26 protein-coding genes and 3 tRNA genes are annotated in these 25,753 nt (G+C 54.5%); 27 read left to right on the plus strand and 2 right to left on the minus strand.

Annotated features, from left to right (window positions below; translation table 11 throughout):
* Positions 1-6: 6 nt before the first annotated feature.
* From QO008_RS01995 to QO008_RS02090, 20 genes are all read left to right on the plus strand, one after another.
* Positions 7-675 (plus strand): uracil-DNA glycosylase, encoded by a 669-nt coding sequence (locus tag QO008_RS01995; RefSeq protein WP_307383893.1) that lies wholly within the window; start codon positions 7-9, stop codon positions 673-675.
* Positions 665-1,354, plus strand: coding sequence for an alpha/beta hydrolase family protein (locus tag QO008_RS02000; RefSeq protein WP_126464778.1), 690 nt, complete (start codon positions 665-667; stop codon positions 1,352-1,354). The genes QO008_RS01995 and QO008_RS02000 overlap by 11 nt, the downstream gene beginning before the upstream one ends.
* Before the next feature lie 44 nt (positions 1,355-1,398).
* Positions 1,399-2,445: an L-threonylcarbamoyladenylate synthase gene (locus QO008_RS02005; protein WP_126464779.1), complete on the plus strand. Its 1,047-nt coding sequence runs from the start codon at positions 1,399-1,401 to the stop codon at positions 2,443-2,445.
* Complete coding sequence (locus tag QO008_RS02010) at positions 2,442-2,870, plus strand: arsenate reductase/protein-tyrosine-phosphatase family protein (protein ID WP_126464780.1); 429 nt, start codon at positions 2,442-2,444, stop codon at positions 2,868-2,870. The genes QO008_RS02005 and QO008_RS02010 overlap by 4 nt, the downstream gene beginning before the upstream one ends.
* Complete coding sequence (gene rpiB, locus QO008_RS02015) at positions 2,867-3,310, plus strand: ribose 5-phosphate isomerase B (protein ID WP_126464781.1); 444 nt, start codon at positions 2,867-2,869, stop codon at positions 3,308-3,310. The genes QO008_RS02010 and rpiB overlap by 4 nt, the downstream gene beginning before the upstream one ends.
* The gene (gene upp / locus QO008_RS02020) at positions 3,298-3,927 is read left to right on the plus strand and encodes a uracil phosphoribosyltransferase (RefSeq protein ID WP_126464782.1); all 630 of its coding nucleotides are present in this window, start codon (positions 3,298-3,300) and stop codon (positions 3,925-3,927) included. The genes rpiB and upp overlap by 13 nt, the downstream gene beginning before the upstream one ends.
* Positions 3,928-3,937: 10 nt before the next feature.
* Entirely contained in the window at positions 3,938-4,972 is a 1,035-nt protein-coding gene (locus QO008_RS02025; protein ID WP_126464783.1) for an MraY family glycosyltransferase, read from the plus strand.
* Positions 4,969-6,075 carry a non-hydrolyzing UDP-N-acetylglucosamine 2-epimerase gene (gene wecB / locus QO008_RS02030; protein ID WP_126464784.1) on the plus strand — a complete coding sequence of 369 codons (1,107 nt, stop codon included), beginning with the start codon at positions 4,969-4,971 and terminating at the stop codon, positions 6,073-6,075. The genes QO008_RS02025 and wecB overlap by 4 nt, the downstream gene beginning before the upstream one ends.
* 10 nt (positions 6,076-6,085) lie before the next feature.
* On the plus strand, positions 6,086-7,399 hold the full coding sequence (locus tag QO008_RS02035; RefSeq protein WP_307383903.1) for a D-alanyl-D-alanine carboxypeptidase family protein: 1,314 nt from the start codon (positions 6,086-6,088) through the stop codon (positions 7,397-7,399).
* Between the two features lie 35 nt (positions 7,400-7,434).
* Positions 7,435-7,511: transfer RNA gene (locus tag QO008_RS02040), tRNA-Arg, on the plus strand.
* A gap of 333 nt (positions 7,512-7,844) precedes the next feature.
* The gene (locus QO008_RS02045) at positions 7,845-8,537 is read left to right on the plus strand and encodes a methionine ABC transporter ATP-binding protein (protein ID WP_164715175.1); all 693 of its coding nucleotides are present in this window, start codon (positions 7,845-7,847) and stop codon (positions 8,535-8,537) included.
* Between the two features lie 14 nt (positions 8,538-8,551).
* Complete coding sequence (locus QO008_RS02050; protein ID WP_126464787.1) at positions 8,552-9,205, plus strand: methionine ABC transporter permease; 654 nt, start codon at positions 8,552-8,554, stop codon at positions 9,203-9,205.
* 15 nt (positions 9,206-9,220) lie between these two features.
* Positions 9,221-10,078, plus strand: a complete 858-nt coding sequence (locus tag QO008_RS02055; RefSeq protein WP_307383909.1) for a MetQ/NlpA family ABC transporter substrate-binding protein — start codon at positions 9,221-9,223, stop codon at positions 10,076-10,078.
* Positions 10,079-10,090: 12 nt separating this feature from the next.
* On the plus strand, positions 10,091-10,963 hold the full coding sequence (locus QO008_RS02060; protein WP_307383913.1) for a DUF169 domain-containing protein: 873 nt from the start codon (positions 10,091-10,093) through the stop codon (positions 10,961-10,963).
* A gap of 207 nt (positions 10,964-11,170) precedes the next feature.
* A tRNA-Pro gene (locus QO008_RS02065) sits at positions 11,171-11,247 on the plus strand.
* A gap of 32 nt (positions 11,248-11,279) precedes the next feature.
* Positions 11,280-11,356, plus strand: a tRNA-Pro gene (locus QO008_RS02070).
* Between the two features lie 186 nt (positions 11,357-11,542).
* The gene (gene pta / locus QO008_RS02075; protein WP_126464790.1) at positions 11,543-12,523 is read left to right on the plus strand and encodes a phosphate acetyltransferase; all 981 of its coding nucleotides are present in this window, start codon (positions 11,543-11,545) and stop codon (positions 12,521-12,523) included.
* Between the two features lie 54 nt (positions 12,524-12,577).
* Entirely contained in the window at positions 12,578-13,384 is an 807-nt protein-coding gene (gene larE / locus QO008_RS02080; protein WP_307383916.1) for an ATP-dependent sacrificial sulfur transferase LarE, read from the plus strand.
* A complete protein-coding gene (gene larC / locus QO008_RS02085) occupies positions 13,381-14,610 on the plus strand; it encodes a nickel pincer cofactor biosynthesis protein LarC (RefSeq protein WP_307383918.1) in 1,230 nt (409 codons plus the stop codon). The genes larE and larC overlap by 4 nt, the downstream gene beginning before the upstream one ends.
* Entirely contained in the window at positions 14,607-15,185 is a 579-nt protein-coding gene (locus tag QO008_RS02090) for a ribonuclease H1 domain-containing protein (RefSeq protein WP_126464793.1), read from the plus strand. Before larC ends, QO008_RS02090 begins: the two co-directional genes overlap by 4 nt.
* Here the strand turns inward: QO008_RS02090 and QO008_RS02095 are convergent.
* Complete coding sequence (locus tag QO008_RS02095; protein WP_307383921.1) at positions 15,182-15,604, minus strand: deoxycytidylate deaminase; 423 nt, start codon at positions 15,602-15,604, stop codon at positions 15,182-15,184. The two genes, QO008_RS02090 and QO008_RS02095, sit on opposite strands and share 4 nt — an antisense overlap.
* 51 nt (positions 15,605-15,655) lie before the next feature.
* On the opposite strand from QO008_RS02095, the gene mscL reads away from it, so the two are divergent.
* The 4 genes from mscL to QO008_RS02115 all read left to right on the plus strand — a co-directional run bounded on the left by mscL (position 15,656) and on the right by QO008_RS02115 (position 19,013).
* A complete protein-coding gene (gene mscL / locus QO008_RS02100) occupies positions 15,656-16,111 on the plus strand; it encodes a large conductance mechanosensitive channel protein MscL (RefSeq protein ID WP_126464795.1) in 456 nt (151 codons plus the stop codon).
* Positions 16,111-17,232, plus strand: coding sequence for a patatin-like phospholipase family protein (locus QO008_RS02105; RefSeq protein WP_307383926.1), 1,122 nt, complete (start codon positions 16,111-16,113; stop codon positions 17,230-17,232). Before mscL ends, QO008_RS02105 begins: the two co-directional genes overlap by 1 nt.
* Complete coding sequence (locus QO008_RS02110; protein ID WP_307383927.1) at positions 17,225-17,854, plus strand: NUDIX hydrolase; 630 nt, start codon at positions 17,225-17,227, stop codon at positions 17,852-17,854. The genes QO008_RS02105 and QO008_RS02110 overlap by 8 nt, the downstream gene beginning before the upstream one ends.
* A 193-nt stretch (positions 17,855-18,047) precedes the next feature.
* The gene (locus tag QO008_RS02115) at positions 18,048-19,013 is read left to right on the plus strand and encodes a 3D domain-containing protein (RefSeq protein ID WP_126464798.1); all 966 of its coding nucleotides are present in this window, start codon (positions 18,048-18,050) and stop codon (positions 19,011-19,013) included.
* 46 nt (positions 19,014-19,059) lie between these two features.
* On the opposite strand, the gene QO008_RS02120 is transcribed toward QO008_RS02115, so the two are convergent.
* Positions 19,060-19,566, minus strand: coding sequence for a hypothetical protein (locus QO008_RS02120; RefSeq protein ID WP_126464799.1), 507 nt, complete (start codon positions 19,564-19,566; stop codon positions 19,060-19,062).
* A 108-nt stretch (positions 19,567-19,674) separates the two neighbouring features.
* On the opposite strand from QO008_RS02120, the gene QO008_RS02125 reads away from it, so the two are divergent.
* From QO008_RS02125 to QO008_RS02135, 3 genes are all read left to right on the plus strand, one after another.
* A complete protein-coding gene (locus QO008_RS02125) occupies positions 19,675-20,376 on the plus strand; it encodes an ABC transporter ATP-binding protein (RefSeq protein ID WP_307383931.1) in 702 nt (233 codons plus the stop codon).
* Position 20,377: 1 nt separating this feature from the next.
* Positions 20,378-24,268, plus strand: coding sequence for an FtsX-like permease family protein (locus QO008_RS02130; RefSeq protein WP_307383933.1), 3,891 nt, complete (start codon positions 20,378-20,380; stop codon positions 24,266-24,268).
* A gap of 113 nt (positions 24,269-24,381) precedes the next feature.
* On the plus strand, positions 24,382-25,749 hold the full coding sequence (locus QO008_RS02135; RefSeq protein ID WP_307383935.1) for an MATE family efflux transporter: 1,368 nt from the start codon (positions 24,382-24,384) through the stop codon (positions 25,747-25,749).
* The last annotated feature ends 4 nt before the right edge of the window (positions 25,750-25,753 follow it).

Below are 25,753 nucleotides of genomic sequence, written 5' to 3' on the forward strand. Positions count from 1 at the left end.
GGCGCTATGATTTTCGGAAACGATTGGGATATTTATCTAAAAGACGAAATGGAAAAACCCTATTACCGCGACCTGCGGCGCCTCTTGGCGGAAGAATACCGAAATTTTACCGTCTATCCGCCGGCAAAAGACGTGTTTCGCGCCATGAAGCTCACCCCCTTTGCCGACACCAAGGTCGTGCTCTTGGGGCAGGACCCCTATCACGGGCCGGGACAGGCACAGGGCCTTTCGTTTTCTGTGGACCGCAATATGCCCTTGCCGCCGTCTTTGAAAAATATCTACAAGGAACTCGAAGACGATACGGGGATTTGCCGCAAAGAGGGCGATCTCACCGACTGGGCAAAGCAGGGCGTACTGCTGTTGAACACGACCCTCACCGTGCGGCACAAACAACCCATGAGCCACGCAAAGATCGGCTGGGAGCTCTTTACCGACCGGGTGATCCGCCTCGTCGGCGAAAAGGAGGACCCCGTGGTATTTCTGCTCTGGGGCGGCCACGCCCGGAGCAAGAAGAAGCTGATCGAACGCAAAAACCACCTCGTCATCGAATCGCCCCACCCGTCGCCGCTATCGGCGTATCGGGGATTTTTCGGCAGCCATTGCTTTTCCCGCACCAACGATTTTTTAACGGCGGAGGGGGAAGAGCCCATAGATTGGAGCGAACATGTTCTTTAATGTAAAAGAGACCGCCATACAAATCGGCGAAATTCCCGCCGTATATATCGCACCCGAGGACGAAAAAGACATTCTCCTCCTCTATTATCACGGGTGGGCCTCCTCGGTAGAATCGTCCCGCTTCCGGGCGAGCATTTGGGCCGCGGCGGGCTACCCGGTGCTTCTGATCGAGGAGCTGATCCACGGCGAGCGGGGCAGCATCGACTATGAAAACAGCCTGGAGCGCCTGCCGGAAGTTCTGATCCGAAACATCGAGGAATTCGACGAGGTACTCGCCTACGTTCAGAAAAACTTTCCCCACAAGCGGCTCTTTCTCTGTGGGCACTCCATGGGCGCATTTACGGCGTTGGGCCTTTTGTATCGCGAGGAGATCGAGGGCGCAATCGCCATGAACGGCATGGGCGATTGGGACGTGATGAAGTGCCATCCCTACAAAGAAAAAATCGAGGCGTACGAGCCCCTCGCCCGGGTCGAGGAGCACGCGGACAAGGCGGTGCTCTTGTTAAACGGGGAGTTGGACGATACGGTGGATCCGGAACTCGAGAAAAACTACTACGAGGCCCTAAAGCGCGTACACAATTACGAAAAACCCCTATATATGGAAATCATGGAAATGACCTCCCATGTGGTGACGACCAATATGATGGAAATCACCCTGCGCTTTCTCGAAGACCTCTAGAGCGCCTGCGCTTTATGGTATAATCAGAGTTTGAGGAGGAGTCCATGGAAACAAAAGTTTTACACATCACCGACGCAGAGGACGCCGAAGCCATCGAAGAGGCGGCGGATTTTCTGCGCCGGGGAGAACTGGTAATTTTTCCCACCGAGACCGTTTACGGACTGGGCGCCGACGGTCTCAACCCCGAAGCGGCGGAGAAGATTTTTGCCGCCAAGGGCAGACCCAAGGACAACCCGCTGATTTTGCACATTGCGGAGGCGGATCAGGTATTGGATCTGGTCACCCATATTCCGCCCAAGGCGAAGGACTGCATGGATATGTTCTGGCCCGGGCCGCTCACCTTGATCTTCGAGCGATCCGACGCGGTTCCCGATGCCATTACCGCCGGGGGAGATACGGTGGCGATTCGCATGCCTTCGCATCCCATCGCGCACGCCATTCTAAAGGCGGCGAAGATCCCGGTGGCGGCGCCCAGTGCCAATACAAGCGGCAGACCCTCGCCCACGCGCCTTTCCCATGTATGGGAAGATATGCGCGGCAAGGTTCCCCTGATCGTCGATTCGGGTGATGCGGCGGTGGGGATCGAGTCCACCGTATTGGACGTAACCGTGGACCCGCCGATGATCTACCGACCCGGCGGTGTAACCAAGGAAGACTTGGAGGCGATTATCGGCGAAGTGGCGATCGACGAAACGGCGATCGACGCCGAAAATGGCGGCATTCCCAAAAGCCCCGGCCAGAAGTACCGCCACTACGCGCCCCGCGGCGAAGCGACCCTCTTTGCGGGAAGCCTCGCCAATATCGCCAAGGAGATCAACCGAAGGCTTTCCGAGGCGGAGGGCGTGCGAACGGCGGTGCTCGCCACCACCGAGACCGTCGATCTCTATGAAGGGGCGGATCTTTTGATCGATATGGGCAGCCGCGAAGATCTGGAATCGGTCGCCCACAATTTATTTGACAATCTGCGGCGCTGCGACGAAGAGGAGATCGAGCGAATCTTCGTCGAGGGCTTTGAATTTCGCGGCCTGGGGGTGGGCATTATGAACCGCCTCCTAAAGGCCTGCGGTGGAAAGGTAGTATTGGGACTATGAAAGTACTCTATATATGTACGGGAAACACCTGCAGAAGCCCCATGGCGAAACTCCTCGCCGAGGTGGAGGCGGACAAAAAAGGCATCGCCTTAAGCGCCCGTTCCCGCGGCATGGCCGCCCACGAGGGCGACGCGCTGAGCATGGGGGCGCTGAAAGTCTTGGCGGAAGAGGGGATCGACGGATCCTTTCACCGGGCGAAGACCGTAACCGACGAAGACATCGAATGGGCGGATGTGATTTATGCCATGACCCATACCATGGCGGAAAACCTCAAGCGGGGCTGGCCCCAAGCGGCGGATAAGATTCGTCCCTTTGCCGAGATCGACATCGTCGATCCCTTCGGCGGCTCTTTGGAGATCTACCGCCGCGCCAAAGATAGGATCAAAGAAACCATCGAAGAAAATATGAAGGGAGAAGCCGAATGAAGATCGCCATGGGCGCCGACCACGCCGGCTACCGAAGAAAAGAAGCGTTAAAAGAATACCTGCAGGACCTGGGGCACGAAATCACCGACGTAGGCACCGATTCCACCGATCGGGTGGATTACCCCGCATTCGGAAAAAAGGCGGCAGAACTCGTGGCAGAGGGAAGTTGCGAAAAGGGCATCGTCATCTGCGGCAGCGGCATTGGCATCGGCATCGCCGCCAACAAAGTGCGCGGCGTGCGCTGTGCAATGGTCTCCGAGCCCTATAGCGCAAAACTCGCCCGTCGGCATAACGACGCCAATATGATCGCCATGGGCGCGCGCACCATCGGCGGCGATATGACCCGAGAAATCGCGCGGGCGTTTTTGGAAGAGGAATTCGAAGGCGGCCGCCACAGCGCGAGAGTCGAACAACTGGAGGACGGCGCATGGGAAAAGTAACGGTAACCGAACACCCCTTAATTCAGCACAAGCTCACCCTGATCCGCGATGTGGACACCGCGAGCAAGGACTTTCGCGATCTCTTAACCGAGATCACCATGCTGATGGGCTACGAGCTCACCCGCGATTTCCCCTTGCAGGACAAACAGATCGAAACCCCCATGGGCCCCATGATCGGCAAAGAGATCGCCGGCAAAAAGCCCGTCATCGTACCCGTCTTGCGGGCTGGGCTCGGCATGGTAGACGGGCTCTTGCGACTAATCCCCGGCGCCCGCGTGGGCCATATCGGCCTCTATCGGGACCCCGAAACCCTGCTGCCCGTGGAATATTACTGTAAGCTGCCGAAGGACATCGAGGATAGAGACATCATCATCGTCGATCCCATGCTCGCCACCGGGGGCTCCCTCGCCGCCGCCGTCGACTTCGTGAAACAGCGCGGCGCAAAATCCGTTCGCGCCCTCTGCCTGTTGGGCGCACCGGAGGGGATCGAGACATTTCGCGCGGCGCATCCCGACGTAGATTTGTATCTTTCCTGTATAGACGAGAAGCTCGACGACAACGCCTATATAGTGCCCGGACTGGGTGATGCGGGAGATCGAATCTTCGGAACGAAGTAGCGGGTGTTTTATGCAAGCAATTCAACTGTCATTTATCGTCTGCGTGGCGGCGAGTTTGATCCTGACCCCCGTCGTGCGCAAATGGGCCATGAAAGTCGGCCTCTACGACATCCCCAAAGACGAACGGCGCGTACACAAAATGCCCATCCCCGTAAGCGGGGGACTGGCGATCTTTTTTGCCGTAGTGGCGGGCGTGCTCTTGTTTTTGCCGCTGGATCGCGCCAATATCGCGTATCTGATCGGCGCCGCCGTGGTCGCCTTTACGGGGCTTTACGACGACAAATTCGATATGAGCCCCAAGGCGAAGTTTTTGTTTCAGATTCTGGCGGGCTTGATCCTGGTGCTAGGCGGCGTGCGGATCGAGTTCTTTACCAATCCCTTTTACGGGGAAGATCTGCTGATCAATCTGGATTTCCTCGCGATTCCCATCACCGTATTTTGGGTCGTGGGGATCACCAATACCATCAATCTGATCGACGGATTGGACGGGCTCGCCTGCGGCATTAGCGGCATCGCATCCATCAGCCTGATGTTTGTCGCCTACCGCTTCGACCAAAAAGAGATGGCGGTACTCGCGGCGATCCTCGCGGGGTCCTGCCTGGGCTTTTTGCCCTATAACTTCAACCCCGCCAAGATCTTTATGGGCGATACCGGGGCGCTGTTTTTGGGCTTTACCCTGAGCTATTTGAGCATACAGGGCGTGATGAAATCCATCGCATTAATTACGATCTTTATTCCCGTATTGATCCTGGGCGTGCCCGTATTCGACACGACCTTTGCCATGATCCGCAGAAAACTTTCGGGCAAGAGCATCGCCGAAGCCGACAGGGGCCATTTGCACCACCGATTGCTCAATCGGGGACTCAATCAAAAGCAGACCGTGGGGAGTCTATACGGCATCAGCATCCTGTTCGGCATTGTCGGCAATCTCGTAAGCAATATGCACGAGAAAAACGGCCTGATTACCGCCATCATCATTATCGCCCTGGTGGGCATCCTCGCCCTGTTTTTGGGACTGTTACATGAGAGAGGGGAAGAAAATTGAAAGTACTGTCCGTATTCGGAACGCGTCCGGAGGCCATCAAGATGGCGCCGGTGGTATTGGAACTGAAGAAGAGAAAAGACGTGGAATCCTACGTCGCCGTCACCGGCCAGCATCGGGAGATGTTGGATCAGGTGCTCGCCATCTTCGGCATCGAGCCGGACTTCGACCTGGACATCTTTACGCCGGGCCAAAGCCTTACCGATATAGCCGTGCGTTCCCTGCGGGGTCTGGAGACCGTATTCGAAGAACTCCGCCCCGATGTGCTCCTGGTGCAAGGGGACACCTCGACGGTCTTTGCCGCGGCGCTTTCCGCCTTTTACCACGGGGTGGAGGTCGGACACGTAGAGGCAGGGCTCCGGAGCCACAATCTGTATTCCCCCTATCCCGAAGAGGCGAACCGAAAGCTCACCGGCGTCCTGGCAAACTACCACTTTGCGCCCACCGAGGCGAATCGCAAAAACCTTCTCGCCGAAGGCTATAAAGAGGAAAATATTTTTATCACCGGCAACACCGTAATCGACGCCCTGGCCTATGCCGAGCGCGAGGACTTCGTCTTCGACGAGGCGGAACTGAACGACATCGACTTCGAAGAGAAGCGGGTCATCCTCTTGACCTGCCACCGCAGAGAAAACCTGGGTACCCCAATGGTGCGCATATTTAGCGCCATTCGCCGCATCGTCGAGGAAAACGACGACGTGGAAGTGGTCTTTCCCGTACACCTAAACCCCAAAGTGCGGGAAGTCGCCGAGGAAATCTTCGGCGATCTTGCGCGGGTGCACCGCATCGAGCCCATGGAGTATTTGCCCTTCTCGAATCTGATGATGCGGGCGCATTTGGTCGTCACCGACAGCGGTGGCATTCAAGAGGAAGCGCCCCACTTCGGCGTGCCCGTACTGGTGGTGCGCGAAGAGACCGAACGGTGGGAAGGGGTCGAGTCGGGTACCGCCAAACTCGTGGGCACCGAAGAAGAAGACGTCTATCGCGCCGTTAAAACCCTATTGGAAGAAAAAGGGGAATACGACAAGATGGCGCGCGCCATCAACCCCTACGGAGATGGGCACGCCGCCGGGCGCATTGTAGATATTATCGTGGGAGAACAATAAGGAGAACGACTTGAAAATACAGACAAGAGCGGCGCTGATCCTCCTCTCGGCGCTTATTCTTTCGGCGGCGGCACCGGCGCCGGTACAACCCGAAGCGCAACTGCCGGATCCGGCCGCCGTCTTGGCGGAGCCCAGGGATCAGGACGAGCACATTCATATCGAAAAACTCGGCGCCGTCCCCATGACCGCGACCGAAAAAAAGGCGTATGACGTCGCCAACGCCAAGCCGACGGAAGCGCTGCTCAACAGCTATATCACCGGCGACTATCGCACCGGCACCGTCTATACCCAGCACAACGCGGATCAACCCGTGGGGCTCGCTTCCACCACCAAATTGATGACCGTCTTCGTCGCAATGGATGCGGCGGATCGGGGCGAGATTTCCCTCAAAGACCCCGTCACCATCGACGATGCAGTCGCCTCTATGCACGGCTCTACATATAAAATGAAGGCGGGGGAGGTCTATACCGTTGAAGAGCTGATCCACGCCGGCATGATCGTTTCGGGAAACGACGCCATGGTCGCGCTCTCCAAACACGTCGCGGGGAGCGAAGAGGCCTTTGTTTCCCGTATGAATCAAAAGGCGAAGGAACTGTGCCTTACCCACGCCCACTTTATCAACTGCCATGGCCTGACCGATTACGAAAAAAATGACTACAATCGCGCCACCGCCCGGGAGATGTTTCAGCTGAGCCGCGAACTCTTAAAAAAATATCCGACCATACTGGACGCGACCCGGCGTGTGAAACTCGAGGAGCCCGATCGGGAGTTTCGGGCTTATAACACCAATCCCATTTTGGGTATCGTCGACGGCATCGACGGCTTAAAGACAGGATACACCGGCATCGCCGGGCGCTGCTTTATCGCCACCGGCGTCGAAAAAGCCATGGGCAGAAATCTCGAAAACCGCTTTATCGCCGTCTGCATGGGCGCTCGAAACGATATGGATCGCTACGTCGCCGCCCGCCGACTCTCAGAAGACGCCATGGAGCGCCATCATCTCCGCGTCCTCTCCTACAAAGGGGAAGAAGTGGCGGAACTCGTCCTCGAAAACGCCTCGCCCCGTAGAAGCCCCGTCTACGCCAAAGACGAAATTACGCGCCTCGTCGCAAACGACGAAATCAAGCGCATGATCGACTACTACGACATCGACATTCCCCACAAAAAAGAGGCCCCCGTCGGGCGCATGCGCTTCATACGCGGCGGCAAAGAAATCGCCCGCACCGACCTTTTCGTCAAAGAAGACATCAAAAAACCCAACCCCATCCTGCGCTACCGGGACATGATGACCGAGATCTTTATCGCCATCGAAAAGGCTTCTTGACATTATTTTTCTATGTTGTTAAAATAGAAAAATATGGACCCGTAGTTCAGCTGGATAGAATGTTGCCCTCCGAAGGCAAAGATCGTTGGTTCGAATCCAATCGGGTCCGCCATTTAAATAATACTTTATGCACATAGCTATAAGTATTGCAAACGCAGGGTTTGCAAGTTCATCTCATAAAGGAATCTTTTCTACTTTTCGGGCTCTTATGTACCTATAACTTTTGAGTTGGGAAGGACCAAGAAATAATGAAGTTCCTTTTAAGTTGATGACTTGTAGACCCGTTTTTTTGTTAGAAAAGAACTACTGCGATATGATCATTGTCAGAGCCTATACTAGATTATCTCATATAGAAAGAACAAATTTGACTATGTTTAACCGCGTGATAGAATAAAAGTCGGCTGTTTACTGTCTTTTATTCATTCTTACATAGGTAGGTATATCTTTGATCGAGATCAAAAATTTAAAAAAATCATATAACGCCAGTATTATCCTTGAAGATGTTAACCTAAAGGTGCCTTCGGGGGATTTTTTTGGTTTGATTGGAAACAGTGGATCCGGAAAATCAACGCTCCTGCGGTGTATAAATGGATTAGAGGATATTGATTCTGGGGAAATTTGGATTGATGATGTCAATGTATGCGAACTGAAAGAAAATGAGATTCAGAGGTTGCGAAAAGACATTGGCATGGTATTTCAGGGTTTCTCGTTGATGCGGCGTCTGACTGTATCCGAGAATATCGCCCTGCCCCTTAGGGTCTGGAGATATGAGAAATCAGAGATTGATCATAGGGTAGAGCACCTTCTCGAACTCGTAAATTTAAAAGACAAGGGAGACTTTTTTCCCGGACAGCTATCTGGGGGCCAGAAACAACGTGTGGCTATTGCTAGAGCGTTGGCATTACAGTCCTCGATTTTGTTGTGTGACGAGCCTACTTCAGCATTGGATCCCGCCAATGAGGCATCAATTTTGCGTTTGCTAGTGGAACTGAATCGCTCTTTGGGCATTACCATAGTGATTGTTTCGCACCAAATGGATGTAATTAGAGCAGTATGTGATTCATTTACAGTTGTTAAAGATGGCTCAGTCAGTCCGCCTTTACCCGTCTGCGAATTGGACTCTGTGGAATTTTCATAACCGAGAGGTGTGCAATGTTATCCAGATATTTTTTCGAGATGATACTTCCTGCCTTCGGCGATACTTTGAAAATGATCGCAATCACCATGTGCATTTCTATCGTGCTCGGGGGATTGGCCGGAATGGCAATGATGATTACGCATCCAAGTGGATTAGAACCCGATCGTAGAGTCTATGGAGTGTTGTCGTTTTTCGTTAATACAATACGAAGTCTACCGTTCATTCTACTAGTCGTTATTCTTGCTCCACTGACAAGATTGATAAACGGTAGCATTGTCGGCATTTATGCCGCGATTATTCCGATGAGTATCGGCGGGATTCCATTGGTTGCCAAATTGTTGGAAAATGAGTTTCTTGCGGTACAACCGGAAGTTATCGAAGCGGCGATATCCTATGGCGCGAGCAAGCTACAAATATTTTTCTATGTAGTATTAAAAGAGAGCGTGCCGGGAATTATCAATGGGCTGACGCTTGCGACTATAAGTTGTGTAGGCGCTACCGCTATGGCTGGCGCAGTGGGTGCTGGCGGTCTGGGGGCCGTCGCATTGAATCAGGGATTCTACAGTTATAACAACGAGGTGCTTTACTTAAGTGTAAGCTGTATTATCCTGATTATTGTCGTCATTCAAAAGTTCGGAAACATCTTATACAAACTATCGATTCGATGATCAAAGGAGGATTTTATGAAATCAGTTGTAAAGAAAATATTGGCAGCGACTCTATGTTTAACGTTTGCCGTGGGACTTGTCGCCTGTTCTGGTGATCAAGCAGCGAAGGGAAAAGGAGGTAAGGAAGCGATTAAGATTGGAACCTTTCCCTCCACGACACAATTGCCGAACATATTGAAGGACTCTCTAGCTGATGAATATGATGTGGAGATTGTGCTGTTCGACGGAAATAATATGCCTGCTGAGGCATTGAACGCTAAAGAACTCGACGGCATTATCGGAAACGGCGACAAATGGCTGGCCACCTATAATAAAGAGAACAACACAAATCTCGTAATGGTCGACAAGTTGTATTCCCACTTTTCGGGATTGTATTCGGAAAAATATAAGTCGACGGAAGAGTTCCCCGATGGGGCGAAAATCGCCATTGCTAATGACCCGACCAATGTTAATAATGCCTTGAAGTTGCTCCAAAACTCCGGATTGATCGACTTGAGTGAAAAGCCGGGAAGCGGTAATGTTTATACAACCTTAGACATTACGAAAAACGATAAAAATCTGGAATTTATGCAAATGGATCTCACCATGATTGCAAAGAATATGAAAGATGTAGACGGTGTAGTAACTTCTGCCATCCTGATCAAAGAAGCAGGCGGAGATCCGATGTCCTTCTTGGCATTACCGAATCAGGAAGATTTGCAAAAAGACGGTTTAATCGTGAATGCGGATGATCAGTATAAAGGATGGGTCAAGAAGGCCGTAGAAGTCGGGCATACAGAGGAAAACAAGAAAAAACTTATGGAAGAATTGGAAGGCACGGCTTTTCTTCTAGAAGATGCAGATGCGTTCTTTGCAAAGAACAAAGCGGAATAACTGGGTATAAATATGTTTGATGCAACATATCTACAAGACAGAGCGAAATTACTGCAAGACATTCTGAACCTTGAGGCAAAGATAGTCGGTATAAAATTTCTGTTTACTGAAAGAGAATTTGAAGCAGCTAATGTGGAGAGAATGGAAAATAAGTCCACTTATTGCAAAATGGTTTACCGCGCTTCGAGAGGGGAGAGCATCAAGGCCGACTTTGATAACTTTGGCTGTTTTGGCGCTGCACGTTCTTTGGGAATAGTAGGTGTCGATGAATACTATACATCTGGCAGGTTTTTTTATCCTAGAGGTCTTTATAAAGATATGGCCATCTCTCGAGAGGTCAGCAATGCGATAACGCGATGTGATCATCATATTCATGGTATTCGGATCAGTCCATTAGAAAAATTTGATCAACAACCCGATGTTATTATTATCATCGGAAACAATCGTCAAATTATGCGATTAGTACAGGGTTATACCTATTCTTTTGGTGTCTGCAAGAATTTGAAGATGATGGGAAATCAGGCGATATGCAGTGAAGCCACCGCGACGCCATATGTATACAATGATATGAATCTTACTATGTTGTGTAAGGGCGCGAGAATGAGCGGGATTGGCGGAGAACACGGCGATGGTTTGGCCATGGGCATTGTGTATAATAAATTTGAAGGTCTAGTAGAAGGTGTAGGGATGACTGTTACCGCCGTAGAAAACAACGAGCGGAAAACAGAGATTGCCGAAGCCACCGATGAATTTCCTGTGGTTAAGGATACGGGGTACAATGTTCCTTTTTTTGAAAGAGATTTCAATTATTTTAAAGATGGCCTTAAAAAGACTAGTGCAGAGGAAGAGTTATTTGACGATATTTACGATCCTAAAAATAAATGAGCTCACCATAATAAAAGGTCGCCGATTTTCGGCGGCCTTTTATTATGGATCAATCATCGAAAATAAATTTGAATTCGTAGCGATGCATATGTTAGAGTAATCGCTAGAGTGAAAATTCTTCTTTCGAAAAACAATAGGAGTTTGCTGATAATCATAAAAAGTTCTTGTAAAAATCATATGAAGCCTGTATAATGGATAAGGTAACGACGGGGTGTAGCGCAGTTTGGTAGCGCACATGGTTTGGGACCATGGGGTCGCAGGTTCAAATCCTGTCACCCCGACCAAGGGAAACCTCTGTCGGGCATCGATTCTATTACGGGGTGTAGCGCAGTTTGGTAGCGCGCATGCTTCGGGAGCATGAGGTCGAAGGTTCAAATCCTTTCACTCCGACCAAAAATCCGCAGTTGTAGCTGCGGATTTTTTTGTGCGATTTTTTCTGAAAAATAGATTGTCAAGAAAATACCGATTTTGTCACTCCGTGGTTCATGTGGTATATTTATCTATGACTGTGATCGCCTATGCGATCAGGCCAATGTACGGAAAAAAGGTATAGTCAGTAATGTCAGAAAGGAATGTAAAATGGATTTTATGCAAGATCTGCGCGACCGCCTCAAATGTCGCGATATCCGAGTCGTCTTCCCGGAAGGGCAAGATCCCAGAATTCTTTGGGCCGCTGCAGAGCACCAAAAAGAAGGTCTGATCCACCCCATCGTATTGGGCTTTAAGAACGAGATCGAAGCCACCGCAGAGCGCGAAGGCATCGACATTTCGGGTCTGGAAATCGTAGAAATCGGTCAATATGAACACATCGACGAACTCGTCGAAAAGTTCGTAGAACGACGCAAGGGCAAGATCGACGAGACCCGTGCGCGCGCACAATTGCACGACCCCAACTACCTGGGTACGATGATGGTGTATGCGGGCTATGCCGACGGTATGGTTTCCGGTGCCGTTCACACCACGGGCCAAACCATTTTGCCGGCGCTGCAAATCATTAAGACCAAAAAAGGCGTAAGCCGTGTATCGGGTCTGTTTATCCTCCTGCGCGGAGACGAAAGATACCTTATGGCTGACTGTGCCATCAACACGGAAATGGACGCGCCCACTTTGGCGGAAGTCGCCGTTTCCACCCACGAAACCGCAAAACAATTCGGCTTCGATCCCAAACTCGCCATGCTGTCCTTCTCCACGAAGGGTTCCGCCAAGGGCGACAGCGTAAAGAAGGTAGAAGTTGCGACCTATTTGGTCAACGAAAGCCATCCCGAAATCAATGTAGACGGCGAGCTGCAATTTGACGCCGCCATCGACCCCGAAGTCGCCAAGAAGAAGGCGCCGGGCTCCGAAGTTGCCGGCCAAGCCAATGCCTTTATCTTCCCGAACTTGGAATGCGGAAATATCGGCTACAAGATCGCCCAAAGACTCGGCGGATTTACGGCCATCGGCCCGATCCTGCAAGGTCTCAATATGCCGGTTAACGACTTGAGCCGTGGCTGCAACAAAGAAGAAACCTACCAATTGGCATTGATTACCGCCGTACAGGCCTGCCTCGGAAAAGAGTAAAAAAAGCGCCCGCAAGGGCCTTTTTTTCTAGGATAAAAAAGAGAAGGAAGACTTATGGACGGATTTGAACGATTACAGGAAATCCTGAAAAACGAAGAGCGCGTCGCCGTCGCCTATTCCGGCGGGGTGGACTCGTCCTTTTTGATGGCCGCCTGCGTAGACGCATTGGGCGCGGAGAATGTGCTCGGCATCTATGTGGAGACGGCGCTGCATCCCAAGCGGGAGCGCTTTGACGCCTATGTGCTTGCGCAGATGCGCGGCTGGACGGTGAAGGTGCTCGAGGTCGATATCGCCGACAAAGAGGAGATTTTGAGAAACGACGAGCGTCGCTGCTATTTCTGCAAACGCGCCATTTTTGCACAGTTGCGGGCGTATGCCGAGAAGAAGGGGATCTCGGTGATCTTAGACGGTACAAATACGGACGATCTCGGGGAATACCGCCCGGGGGTCGAGGCGCTTTCGGAACTCGATATACGCAGTCCCTTCCGGGAAGCGGGCCTTTCGAAGGCGGATATCCGAAAATTGTCGAAGTCGGTCTATGATTTGCCGACGTGGAATAAGCCTTCGCAGGCGTGTCTCGCCACGCGCATTCCCTACGGCACCCCGATTCGCGAGGAAGACCTCGAAAAGGTAGAAAAAGGCGAGGCGTATCTGCACGAGTTGGGCTATTTGACCTGCCGACTGCGCCTTCACGGCGTGGTGGGGCGGGTAGAGATTCCCGAAGAGGACTTCGAGAAGTTTTTGACGCGCCATAGCTGCGACGTCGCCGCCTATTTTCGGGATCTGGGGATTTTATACACCGCTTTAGATGTGTTGGGCTTTCGCTCCGGTTCCGGCACCGCCGTATTGGAGCGGCGATGAGAGCGCTGTATATCGATCCCTTTAGCGGGATCAGCGGCAATATGTATATCGGCGCCCTGTTGGATATGGGGGCGGAGATCGGCCCGTTTTTAGAGGGAATTGCGCCCCTCGGGGTCACCGCGGAGGACATTCTCCTGAAAAAGGTCGACCGGAAGGGCATTCGCGCCACCTATTTCAATCTCAAAGGCGAAGAAGAGAAGCTCCGGGCCCACGAACATGAACACGAGCACGCGCACCATCACGAACACGAACACGGGCATACGCACAATCATACCCACGGCGGCCACCGGACGCTCGCCGATGTGATGGACTGTATCGACAAAAGCGCCTTTGACGACGAGGTCAAGATCCTCGCCAAGGCGATCTATATGCCCCTCGCGCGGGCGGAGGCGGCGATTCACGGCAAATGCCTTGCCGATGTGCACTTCCACGAAGTGGGCGAAACCGACGCCATCGTCGACGTGTTGGGGGCGGCGTATTTTACCTTTGCATGGGATGTGGAAGAGATCTACGTGGGAAAGATCAACGCCGGCTTCGGCACGGTGCATTGCGCCCACGGCAACTACCCACTGCCCGCGCCCGCCACGGCGAAGATCCTCGCCGATTTGAACGCGCCTTTGGGCGGCATGCCCGTAGAGACGGAACTGACCACGCCGACGGGGGCTGCGATCTTAAAGGGGATCGGCGCGCAATATCGGCCCATGCCCGAAGGGCGGATTCTAAAGAGCGCGTATGGCGCAGGCACCAAGGACGGCGCCTGGGCCAATGTGCTCCGGGTGCTTCTTTTGGAAACAGAGGAAGCGGAGGCGCCGATCTGGTACAGCTGCAATATCGACGATATGACCGGCGAGGAACTGGGCTTTTGCATGGAGAAACTGTTCGAAGCCGGTGCAAAGGACGTGACCTTTACGCCCATCTATATGAAGAAGAATCGGCCGGGCCAGCGGATCGACGTATTGGGGGCGCGCGCCGATGCCGAAGCGCTGAAGGAAATCCTATTTACGCATACCACCACTTTGGGGATTAAGGATATTCCGCTAGAAAAGATCGAACTCGCCCGCACCGTCGAAAGCGGTACGATCGGCACGCGGGCGGTGCGGACCAAGACCGCCCGCTACGGCGATCGAAAAAAGGCGAGCCCCGAATACGAGGATCTGCGCGCTCTGGCGACCGAGGAAGACATCAGTCTGCGCGCTGCCTACGGCCTGTGGGAGAGACGGCGATGAAAAAGAAGTTTTATGCCGTTCGCAAGGGCAAGACGCCGGGCATTTACGAAGACTGGGACAGCTGCAAGGCGCAGGTGCACGGGGTAAAGGGCGCGGTGTATAAGTCCTTTGCCACGCGCGCCGAGGCGGAGGCCTTTCTTTCGCCCGCGGATGCGCCGACACAAGACGACGGCCTGATCGCCTATGTAGACGGCTCCTATCGCCATGCGGACAAGAGTTATAGCTACGGCGTGGTGCTCTTAGACGGCGAGATGCGGCGCGAATACAGCCGCCGTTTTTCCGGAGAGATGGCGGAGATGCGCAATGTCGCCGGCGAGATACTGGGCGCGCGCAAGGCGATGGAAGAGGCGATCGCCTTAGGATATGACCGGCTGATCCTCCACTACGACTATGCCGGGATCGAGCACTGGGCGAAGGGGGAATGGAAGCGCAACAAAAAAGGAACCGCAGAATACAAGACATTCTACGATTCCGTAAAAGACGCGTTGTCCGTGCGCTTCGTCAAAGTGGCGGCCCATACGGGCGTCGAAGAAAACGAACGCGCCGATGCCCTCGCCAAGGCGGCGGAGTTTTAGGGCAACTGACGCATGGGGATGCCGTTTTTTGTAAGCAGGTGCACGGCGTATTCGTCGACGCGATAGGCATGGCGGTAGACGATTTCGTCGATCCCCGCCTGAATCAACGCTTTTGTGCAGTTTAGACAGGGAAAATGGGTAACATAACAAATAGTTCCCTTCGTGGAAATTCCCTCTTTGGCGCAGTATAGCAATGCGTTCATCTCGGCGTGGATCGTGGCGATACAGTGGCCGTCGCGCATGGTATGTCCGATCTCGTCGCAATGGGGGTTTCCCGCAACGGAACCGTTGTAGCCCGTGGAGACAATGCGGTGGTCGCGGTTGACCAGCACGCAACCGACGAAGGCGCGATCGCAGGTAGAACGGCTTGCGACCATCTCCGTAATTTCCATAAAGTAAGTATCCCAAGATTTTCTCAAAACAAAACCTCCTTTGGCTAAGTATACCACGGGAGGATGAAAGGAGAGAGGATGAAAAATACCTTAAACGAATTTAAAGAGTTTATCGCCCAAGGCAATGTCGTCGACATGGCCGTCGGTGTCATCATCGGCGGTGCCTTCGGAAAGATCGTCGCATCGCTGGTAAACGACATTCTGATGCCGTTGATCGGCCTCGCATTGGGCGGCGTCGATCTGACGAAGATGTACGTAGCACTGGACGGAAAGAGCTATTCGGATCCGGTAGCGGCGGCAGAATCCGGCGCACCCCTTTTGGCATACGGGAATTTTATTCAAAATATCATCGATTTTCTGATCATCGCCTTCGTCATTTTTATGATCTTAAAACAAATCACCAAGATCAAGGGACGCTTCTCCAAGAAGGAAGACGAACCCGCGGCTACGAAAGTGTGCCCCTTCTGTAAAGAAGAAGTACACATCGACGCGACGAAGTGCCCCCACTGTACGGCAGATCTAGAGGCTGTCTGATGCCATACGGCCTCGTACTCGAAGGAGGCGGCGCCAAGGGCAGTTACCAACTGGGAAGCTATATGGCTTTGCAGGAAGAGAACAAAGACATACGCCTCGTGGTAGGCACGTCTATGGGCGCCTTAAATGGCGCCTTTGTCGTTCAGGGAAATACCGACGTGCTGGTGAAGGTGTGGTCTATGAGTACCTTTGACGAAAGTCGGGATCTGATGGAATCCTTGGCAGTGTGGCGGGGAAATATATACGATCCGATCCAGCTCGCCCGCACCGCCCGCGCCGCCTCGCGCATGGACATTCGGCCCCTTCGAGAGCTGATTCACCGCCATATCGACGAAGATACGATCCGCGCCGCAGAAGTCGATTACGGATTGGTGGTCTACAGCCTGACCGAGGGCAAGACCAAGTTTTTGTACCTCGACGACATTCCCCGGGGGCAGCTGGGGAAATACATCCTCGCCAGCTGCTGCTATCCCGTGTTCAGTCCCATAAAGATCGACGGCAATCTGTATGTAGACGGCGGGATCGGCAATAACCTCCCCTACGAGATGGTCCTCGCCCGGGGACTGGATCCGATCATCCTACGCACCAATCCTCCCAAGGCGGAGGACCGCTTCCCCGAAGGGGCGACGGTGATCGGGCCGGACCGGCCGGTGGCGGATACCATGCACTTTGACCCGATTTTGGCGCCCGATCGCATGCGTACGGGATATCGCCACGCCAAGCGGATACTGGGCGGCTACGACGGTTTGGATTATACCTTTTTTCCCATCGACGAAGCGGAGGCGATGCAGCGGCTATCGGAGCTATTTTTCTTCCGAAAGGAGGACTTTCGCTATTTGGTGGCGGAGAAAGGGAGTTTGGAGCGGGGCATCGTAGAGACGCTCTGGCCCCAACTCGCCCGGTCGCTTGCGCTTCCCGAGGCGTATAGCTATAAGCAGCTGTATCTTGCGCTTATCGAAGCGCGGGCACAGCAGCTGCATTTCGATCCCGACCGCATTTACCATGCCGACGGGTTGATTCGGGAGATGGAAGAGAAAGAGGGCATAAGCCCCCGGGTGGAGACCGTGCTCGAGCGGGTGCTGCACCTGTTGTTTCGCGGAAAGAGGGTGGCGATTGGATAAGGAAAAAATTCAAGATATACTCGATCATCACGAGCCGGGTCCCTTGGATCTGGACCACCGCTTTGCGGTGCTCGTCGCTTTGGCGGAGGTGGACGGGGAGGCACACGTCATCTTCGAAAAGCGCTCTATTTTGCTGAAAAACCACACCGGCGAGGTCAGTCTGCCGGGCGGAAAGATCGAAGCGGGCGAGACGCCTAAGGAAGCCGCCATCCGCGAGACCGTAGAGGAGCTTCGCATTCGCGAGGAGCAGATAGAGATTCTGGGCGAGGCAGATTATTTGGTGCTGCGCACGGGCAAGGCCGTCCACTGCTTTATCGGCATCCTCCACGACGTGGTGATCGACGAGATCGAGCCCGAGCCGATGGAGGTCGCCTATGTATTTTCGGTGCCCTTAAAGATTTTTCTCGAACAGGAACCGGAAGCGCATATCATCGAATTCAAAAAGGACAAAGACGAGGGCTTTCCCTACGAGCTCATTCCCAAAACCACGGTGGCGCCCTTTCGAAACGTACAGGACCGCATCTACTTTTATAAGGAGGCGCGGGAAAAAGAACAGATCGTCTGGGGCATGACGGCAAAAATCATGTACGGCGTGGCGCGGTTGTTGCGCAAGGGCTTATAGGCCATCGGACATCCCCGCAGAGGCGGGGATTTTTTTGTGTCCGGATAATTACAAAAGAATTACATTGCGAAAAATCCGTTGTAATGGTTCTATGGATTTGGTACGATACCCCACGTGAATCGAAGAAAAAGTTACAAATTGTAATATTTATACCGTAAAGTCCATAGAAGTATGACAAAGGAGTTTTAACGTGATGAAGAAGTCCATCGTAGCTTCCGCATTGGCGCTCAGCCTTTTGTTGCCCGCAGGTCTTGCCGAGGCAAAGACCGTAACCGTAAAGACCGCCGGCGATGCGCCCAAACAATACAATACCGAAGCCGCGACCGTCGGCGAATTCTTACAAGAAAATGACATCGTCCCCACCGGCGGCATCGTTTCGTTCCCCGCTTCCAAAACCGCTTTGAAAGAAGGCGACAGCGTAGAGCTGAAGAGAGGATATGAGATCACCATCGCAGACGGCACCGAAGAATACGTCCGCTCCGTGTCCTCCAACCGCGTGGAAGACATTTTGCGCGAACTCTCCATCGAATTGAAAGAAGGAGACAGCGTGACCCCGCCTCTGGACAGCACCGTCGAAGACGGCGAAGTGCTCCGCATCAACCGCGCGGCGGAAAAGACCGTGACCGAAACGATCGAGATTCCCTTTGAAACCATCACCCGCGAAAACCCCGAGTTGGAGCAGGGCACCGAAAAGGTGGTACAAGAAGGCGTCACCGGCGTGATCGAAGAGACGCGCGTGGTAAGCACCGTAAACGGCGAAGAAGCGAGCCGGATCGTCATCGGTTCTACAGTAAAGACCGAAAAGCAAGATCGCATCGTCGAAGTGGGCACCAAGGTTCCCGAAAACACCATCCACGGCAAGAAGTACAGCCGTAAGATTACCATGAAGGGCACCGCCTACGACCCCAGCGCCGGCAGCATGACCGCATCCGGCACGAGAGCGCGCGTAGGCGCCGTGGCGGTCGACCCCCGCGTCATTCCCTTGGGCACCAAGCTCTATATCGAGAGCGCCGACGGCTTTCCCACCTACGGTTTTGCCGTGGCGGAAGACACCGGCGGGGCGATCAAGGGCAATCGGATCGACCTGTTTTACAACACCCGCGGCGAGGCGAATCGCTTCGGCCGCCGCAATGTCACCGTATATGTATTGGAAGATTGACAACAAAAAAAGGATGCAGCCGTGATGGGTTGCATCCTTTTTTTTGTTACACAAATGGCGGCGTATCGGTCTTTTTTTGTTCCGCGAGGGCCGCAAGCTGTGCATCCGCCGCCTCTTTGGGCAGCAGATAGGCGGCGGGGTGGTCGCCGTAAAAAATATAGTAATGGCGATCCGCCTCGCAAATGCCGCGGATCTCGTCGAAGGAGAAGCGCACATCGCCGTCTGCGAGGGCGCCGTCTTCGATGGTTACGGTATGTTCGCCCAAGGGAAGATCGTCTTTCATGCGGGCGATCAGCGATTTGAGTTTTTTTCGCATGCTGCGCTTAAAAAAGAACACATAGACAAAGGGCCAAAGTACGAGGACGCCTGCCAAGGGGAGCAGGTCTTTTATGGATTTTTCCGTAAAGAGGTAGAAGATCGCCACCGCCACAAAGACCGCCATGGGCAAAAACTGCTGAATGCGCATGGTGCGCTTGGCGGCAGGGTTGTTTAAGAACATAAACCACTGGTAGCGAAAGTAATCTTCTTCCGAAAGGGTAAATCGATGTTTCATATTGCCTCCTTTTTTGTATTGTACCCCAAGGCGGACTTTTGCGGAAGAGCGCGCCGCCGGTGCGGAATGTGATAAAATAGCCTAAAGAGCCGCAAGAGGAGGAATGACATGGCATATGTGGAATTTATCGAATCGAGCAAGGTGTACGGATCGGGGCCGGCGGCCACGGTCGCAAACGAAAAAATCTCCTTTTCGATCGAAAAGGGCGAGTTTGTCGTGATCCTCGGTCCGTCGGGGGCGGGGAAGTCCACGATCTTAAATATCCTCGGGGGAATGGATACCAACGACAGTGGACAGGTGCTGGTCGACGGAAAGGACATCGCGCAGTATTCCGACCGGGAGCGCACCTGCTACCGCAGAAACGAAGTGGGTTTTGTGTTTCAGTTTTACAACTTGATCCCCAATCTGACGGCGCTGGAGAATGTAGAGCTCGCCAACGCCATTGTAGACGACGCCCTGGATGCCCGCGAGGTGCTGGAAAAGGTGGGGCTTTCTCACCGCATGAACAATTTCCCGTCGCAGCTTTCCGGCGGCGAACAGCAGCGGGTCGCCATTGCCCGGGCGCTGGGGAAAAACCCGAATTTACTCCTCTGCGACGAGCCCACCGGCGCATTGGACTACAACACGGGAAAGAAGGTGCTGCTGCTTTTGGAGGAGAGCTGCCGCAGGGAAAACCACACCCTGGTGGTCATCACCCATAACAGCGCCATCGCAAAGGCGGCGGATCGAGTGGTAGAGATCGCCGATGCCCGGGTGCGGGGGGTCCGTACCAACGAAGACCCGACGCCGATAGAAGAAATCGAGTGGTAGTATGAAACCGAGACAAAAAGATTTTTGGCGAGAGATCGCCGGCGGCAAACTGCGGTTTTTGTCCCTGTTTTCTCTGATCGCCATCGGCGTATTCGTGCTGGTGGGGCTCACCGTAACGGGGCCGATTATGCGGCGCACCGTTTCGGACACCCTAAAGGCGAGCAATGCCTACGACCTCAAGCTGTCGGTCAAAGCGGGACTCGAAGACGAAGACTTAAAGCGGATCGACGCCTTGACGGGCGTGCGGGATTCGGAATACTTTCACCGCGCCTTTTTGCAGACCGACGGCAGAAAGACATTAGACGTATCCAGTATGCCGCGGCGCATCACCCGACCGGTGATTGTAGAGGGCAAGGCGCCGATCTCGCCCGGGGAGATTTTGTTGGACCGAAGCTTGAAGGATACCTACGCGATCGGCGAGAAGCTGCACTTTGTGCGGGAAGAAGACCCGCTGGATCCCGATGCGCCGCCCGTACTGAATCGCTACGATTTTACGGTGACGGGTTTTGCGACGAGCGCGGAGTATCTCGACGAGTCGGAAAAGGGCACCACGCAAAAGGGCGATAAGATCGACGGCTTTGCCTATATTCCGCCCCTTGATTTTCGCGATCCCACCATTACCGACGCGCATTTTCAGTTTAAGGACCTCGAAGGCGTCGCCGTAGGCAGTGCGGAATATAGCGAGAAAAACGCCTCCCACCGCAAGGGATTCGAAGAGATCTTTCGCGATCGACCCGAGGCGCGGCTGTCGGCAGAGCTCGATGAAAAGCGCGCAGACATCGCCCAAGGCAGAGACGAAATCGACGAGGGCTATCGCGAGCTCGAAGACGGAAAGAAAGAGATACAAGACGCTGCGGCGCAAGTCGCCCACGGAGAAAAAGAACTCGAAGACGGCCGGCGCGCGTACGCGGAGGGCATTGCCGAAGGGGAAAAGACCCTCGCGGCATCGCTCGATTCCCTGCGGCAGGCGCGAAAGAGCATTCTCTTTCAAGAGGATCGCTTAAGCGTGGGCGAACGGGCGCTCCTCGACGGCAAGAGTCGCTGGGAAGCCGCCGCGGCGGAACTCGCCGACTCGCGAGGTACGGCCATAGCGGGGCTTTCGGGGATCGAGGACGCCTTTCGTGCGCTCAAAGAAGAGGAGGCGCTCCTCGCCGAAGCGCGAAAGAAACTGGAAACATCGCCCGCGCCGGCGGATCCGATGCCGCCGCTTCCCTATACCGAAGCCGAAGTCGCCGCGTTTCAGCGCGAGAGCAAAGAGATTGCCGACGCCCTTCCTGCCGCGGAATCGAATCTTCGTGCGCTCGAGGCGGAGCGGGATCGCCGTCGCCAAATGCGCGACGCCCTCGCCGAGGAGATCGGGATAGCGGATGCCGAAGCGGCGGCGGGGCACATCGCCGCCCTCGAAAAACAGATCGCGCAAGCCGATGCGGATATCGCCCGCCTACGGGAGGCTACACCCGCAGAAGGAGAAGAGATCGAAGAAAAACTTCGGGCTCTGGAAGGGGAACGGGCGGCCCTTGTGAAGAAGCGCGACGCCCTCGCCGACGAGCGGGATGCGGCGAAGAACCACCCGCGTGCACCGGAATATGCACAGGCGAAAAAAGACGCCGAAGCGGCGGAATCGGCCTATGCGGCGGCCCAAAAACAGCTTGTAAAAGATGAGGCGCGCATCCGCACCCTCGAAGAGAAGATCGCCGCACAGAAGGCCGCGGAACGAAAGCGGCGGGAGATTTCGAAAGCGGCGCGGGAAAAAAACGCCGCCTACGAGCGCGAACTCGCCGCGCAAAAAGACGAGCTGGCACGCGCCAAGGCCGAACTCGAAGAAAAAGCCCGCCTCCTCGAAGAGAAAAAGCGCGAACTCGAGACAAAGCGCACCCAGGGAGAGGGCGCGCTTCAAGAGATCGAAGCCGCAGAAGCGGAACTCGCGCGCAACAAGGCGGCGCTCGCATCGCGGGAAGAAGAGATCCGCGCGGGCAAGGCACAGCTGATCCTCGTCAAAGAGGCGTTGGGGCGGGGCGAAGCGGAATACGCCGCCGGCGCATCGGAACTGGAAGAGAAGCGCAGGACGGGCGCCGCGGAGCTCGACGCCGCGGCGAAAGAGCTCTGGCAGGGCCGTGCGGATCTGGAGGCGGCGCGCAAGGAATACGCCGAGAGAGAGCCCGAAGCCTTGCGAGAACTGAAAGAAGGCGCGGAGGATTTGGACCGGGCCGAGGAACTATTGACGGTCCTGCGCAAGCCCACCTATACGATTACGCCGGCCAACGAAGAGACGAAGGTCTATACCTTCCTCGACTACGCCAAGCGGATCGATCTGCTCGCGGGGATCTTTCCCGTGTTTCTGTTTGCCATCGCCCTCTTGCTCGCATCGACGGTGACCAATCGCATGGTCGAGGAGCAGCGCATTCAGATCGGCACCTATAAGGCGTTGGGCTACGGCAATATGGACATCGCCGCAAAATACGTTAAATTCGGATCCTTGGCGGCGCTGTTGGGCGGCATACCTGGGGCGCTGGCGGGGAACTTCTTCTTAAGCCGTGTGATCGCCGACGCCTACTTCAGCGGCGGTGCCTTCTTCGGCCTGTCGATGGGGCTCTATCCCCTACACATCGTCCTCGCGATCGCGGCGGGCATCCTCGCCACGGGACTGATCGCCTTTTTGAGCGTGCGGGGCAGCCTTACCGAGCGCACCGCCACGCTGCTTTTGCCCAAGCAGCCGGCAAAGGGCACGCGGATCTTCCTCGAGCGCATTCGACCGCTGTGGGCGCGCATGACCTTTTTGCAAAAGGTCACCTCGCGCAATCTCTTCCGCGACAAAAAGCGCATGGCCATGACCGTGATCGGCGTCATGGGCTGTATGGCGCTATTGGTGCTGGGCTTCGGCATCCGCACCTCCGTCGACGGCCTGGTGGATAAGCAGTTTGGCGAGATTACCCGTTTCGACCACATCCTATTGTACGAGCCCCTGCTTTCGCCCGAGGATCACGACGCATATCGGCAAGAGATCGCAAAGGATCCGGACATTCTGCGACGCGCCACGGGCCGGCTGGTACGCCTCCGCGTTCCGTATTCAGAGGGGCTTACGCAACCGGTGAATTTGATCGTGCCCGAAACGGAAGCGGCGCTCGAAGACGTCGTCGTGCTCCGCGATCCCAAGACCAAAGCGGCCGTCGATTTGACAGACGGGGCGGTCATCACCGAAAAACTCGCGAAGATCATGAAGCTTTCCCTCGGCGATTCGATCCGCGTAAAAGACGAGGACGACAAATTCCACGACATCCCCGTCGCCGCCATCACCGAAGGCTACGCGGGCCACTATATGTATATGAACCGCACGACCTACGAGCGGGTATTTGCCGCGGACTACAAGGCAAATACGGATCTGGTGTATACGGCGGGCAAGGACATCGCCCGCTACCGGGACTACGATTCGGTGACGGCGCTGTTGGATACGTCGGGGATTCGGCATATCGTCGAGCAGGTGACCGACAATATCGGCTTTATCGTGTTGGTCATCCTCGTGGCCTCTTCCACCCTCGCGGTGGTGGTGCTCTCGACGCTTACGAGCATCAATATTCAGGAGCGACGACGGGAGATCTCGACGATCCGGGTATTGGGCTTTTATCCCGAAGAGGTCACCGCCTATATCTACCGGGAGACCGGGGTGCTGACCGCCGTGGGCATCCTCGTCGGCTGTGTGGTGGGAAAATACCTCCACGCCCTGGTGATCTCGCTCGTCGTGCCCGACGGCGCCATGCTCGACCCCGCGCTGGGCGCGGCGAACTATTTGATTCCCGTCGCCATCACCCTGGCGATTTCCGTGGTGCTGATGTTCTACTTCCACCGAAAACTGCAGAAGATCGATATGGTGGAGACGCTCAAGGGCGTAGAGTAGTTGCCTTCGGGGTAAAAATATGCTATACTCTTTAGACCGAAAAAAGGGGCCATGCGCCCTTTTTTATTGTCTAAGAATCGAAACGTAAGAAACGAAAAGAAAGAAAGGTGTGTATGAAAGAAAATAAAATGGGTTACGAGCCGATCCCCCGGCTCCTCATACAGATGTCGCTTCCGATCGCCCTTTCTATGTTGGTGCAGGCGCTTTACAATATCGTCGACAGCGTCTGGGTCTCCCGCATCGGCGAGGACGCCTTGGCGGCGGTTTCGATGGCCTTTCCCCTGCAGCTGTTGATCAATGCCCTTTCCATCGGGATCGGCGTGGGGATGAACGCCTTGCTTTCCCGCTCTTTGGGCGAGCGAAATGTCAAAAAGGCGAATCTTACCGCCCAGACCGGCGCCTTTTTGATGCTCGTGACATCGGCGCTGTTTGCGGTGGGAGGCGTCGCCGTGGCGCCTTCATTGATCGGCATGCAGACCGCCGATCCCGGGATCTACGCCGACGGGGTGAGCTATCTGCGGATCTGCTTTTTGTTCAGCTTCGGCCTGTTCGGGCAGATCTATATGGAACGGCTTTTGCAGTCCACGGGCCGGGCGGTATTGAGTATGTATACGCAGATTTTCGGCGCCGTGCTCAATATGGTCCTCGACCCGATTCTCATCTTCGGTCTCGGGCCCTTTTCGCCCATGGGCGTCGACGGGGCGGCCATCGCCACAGTGAGCAGCCAGATCAGCGCGCTCCTGTTGGGCTTTTATCTGAACGTAAAAAAGAACCCCGAGCTGGAACTTGCGCACCCGGGCTTTCACCTAAACGCAGATATCATTAAGAGCATCCTCGCCGTGGGGATTCCCAGCGCCATTATGATGTCGGTGAATTCCTTCTCGATGTTTTTGATCAACGCGATGCTCGCGGTCTTCGGCTCCACCGCCATCGTCGCCTACGGGGTGTATTTTAAGGTACAGAGTTTCGTGTTTATGCCCATCTTCGGCCTAAACAACGGGATGATCCCCGTGATCGCCTACAATTACGGCGCGGGGTATCGCACGCGGATCTACGAGATAATACGGATCGCCTATAAGGCGGCTACGGTGATTATGGTCTTGGGATTTTTGGCATTCCAGTTCTTCTCGCCGCAGCTGATTGGCTTTTTCGATCCCTCGCCACAGCTCTTGGAGATCGGGGTCACGGCATTTCGGATTATTTCGTTTTCCTTTATCTTTGCGGGCATCAGCATTATCAGCTCCGCCGTATTCCAATCCTTAGGAAACGGCATACTCAGCATGATCGTCAACTTGATCCGCCAGTTGGTATTGATCATTCCTTTGGTCTTTGTGCTGAGTCGAACCGGCGTGCTCGCCAATGTGTGGTTCGCCTATCCGGCGGCGGAACTCTTTACCATGGGAATCGCGATTTTCTTTATGCGAAAGATCGATCAGGCGAAGATTCGAAATCTCGAGCCCATCGAGGAACCGGAGGCATAAAATA

It is taken from the genome of Aedoeadaptatus ivorii (assembly GCF_030815095.1).
GTDB classification, from domain to species: domain Bacteria; phylum Bacillota; class Clostridia; order Tissierellales; family Peptoniphilaceae; genus Aedoeadaptatus; species Aedoeadaptatus ivorii.

Excerpts from the sequence above, each read along its gene's own strand:
- QO008_RS01995 (WP_307383893.1), top strand. The coding sequence starts at position 7 with ATGATTTTCGGAAACGATTGGGATATTTATCTAAAAGACGAAATGGAA.
- QO008_RS02000 (WP_126464778.1), top strand. The coding sequence starts at position 665 with ATGTTCTTTAATGTAAAAGAGACCGCCATACAAATCGGCGAAATTCCC.
- QO008_RS02005 (WP_126464779.1), top strand. The coding sequence starts at position 1,399 with ATGGAAACAAAAGTTTTACACATCACCGACGCAGAGGACGCCGAAGCC.
- QO008_RS02010 (WP_126464780.1), top strand. The coding sequence starts at position 2,442 with ATGAAAGTACTCTATATATGTACGGGAAACACCTGCAGAAGCCCCATG.
- rpiB (WP_126464781.1), top strand. The coding sequence starts at position 2,867 with ATGAAGATCGCCATGGGCGCCGACCACGCCGGCTACCGAAGAAAAGAA.
- upp (WP_126464782.1), top strand. The coding sequence starts at position 3,298 with ATGGGAAAAGTAACGGTAACCGAACACCCCTTAATTCAGCACAAGCTC.
- QO008_RS02025 (WP_126464783.1), top strand. The coding sequence starts at position 3,938 with ATGCAAGCAATTCAACTGTCATTTATCGTCTGCGTGGCGGCGAGTTTG.
- QO008_RS02050 (WP_126464787.1), top strand. The coding sequence starts at position 8,552 with ATGTTATCCAGATATTTTTTCGAGATGATACTTCCTGCCTTCGGCGAT.
- QO008_RS02055 (WP_307383909.1), top strand. The coding sequence starts at position 9,221 with ATGAAATCAGTTGTAAAGAAAATATTGGCAGCGACTCTATGTTTAACG.
- QO008_RS02060 (WP_307383913.1), top strand. The coding sequence starts at position 10,091 with ATGTTTGATGCAACATATCTACAAGACAGAGCGAAATTACTGCAAGAC.
- pta (WP_126464790.1), top strand. The coding sequence starts at position 11,543 with ATGGATTTTATGCAAGATCTGCGCGACCGCCTCAAATGTCGCGATATC.
- larE (WP_307383916.1), top strand. The coding sequence starts at position 12,578 with ATGGACGGATTTGAACGATTACAGGAAATCCTGAAAAACGAAGAGCGC.
- larC (WP_307383918.1), top strand. The coding sequence starts at position 13,381 with ATGAGAGCGCTGTATATCGATCCCTTTAGCGGGATCAGCGGCAATATG.
- QO008_RS02090 (WP_126464793.1), top strand. The coding sequence starts at position 14,607 with ATGAAAAAGAAGTTTTATGCCGTTCGCAAGGGCAAGACGCCGGGCATT.
- mscL (WP_126464795.1), top strand. The coding sequence starts at position 15,656 with ATGAAAAATACCTTAAACGAATTTAAAGAGTTTATCGCCCAAGGCAAT.
- QO008_RS02105 (WP_307383926.1), top strand. The coding sequence starts at position 16,111 with ATGCCATACGGCCTCGTACTCGAAGGAGGCGGCGCCAAGGGCAGTTAC.
- QO008_RS02115 (WP_126464798.1), top strand. The coding sequence starts at position 18,048 with ATGAAGAAGTCCATCGTAGCTTCCGCATTGGCGCTCAGCCTTTTGTTG.
- QO008_RS02120 (WP_126464799.1), bottom strand. The coding sequence starts at position 19,566 with ATGAAACATCGATTTACCCTTTCGGAAGAAGATTACTTTCGCTACCAG.
- QO008_RS02125 (WP_307383931.1), top strand. The coding sequence starts at position 19,675 with ATGGCATATGTGGAATTTATCGAATCGAGCAAGGTGTACGGATCGGGG.
- QO008_RS02130 (WP_307383933.1), top strand. The coding sequence starts at position 20,378 with ATGAAACCGAGACAAAAAGATTTTTGGCGAGAGATCGCCGGCGGCAAA.
- QO008_RS02135 (WP_307383935.1), top strand. The coding sequence starts at position 24,382 with ATGAAAGAAAATAAAATGGGTTACGAGCCGATCCCCCGGCTCCTCATA.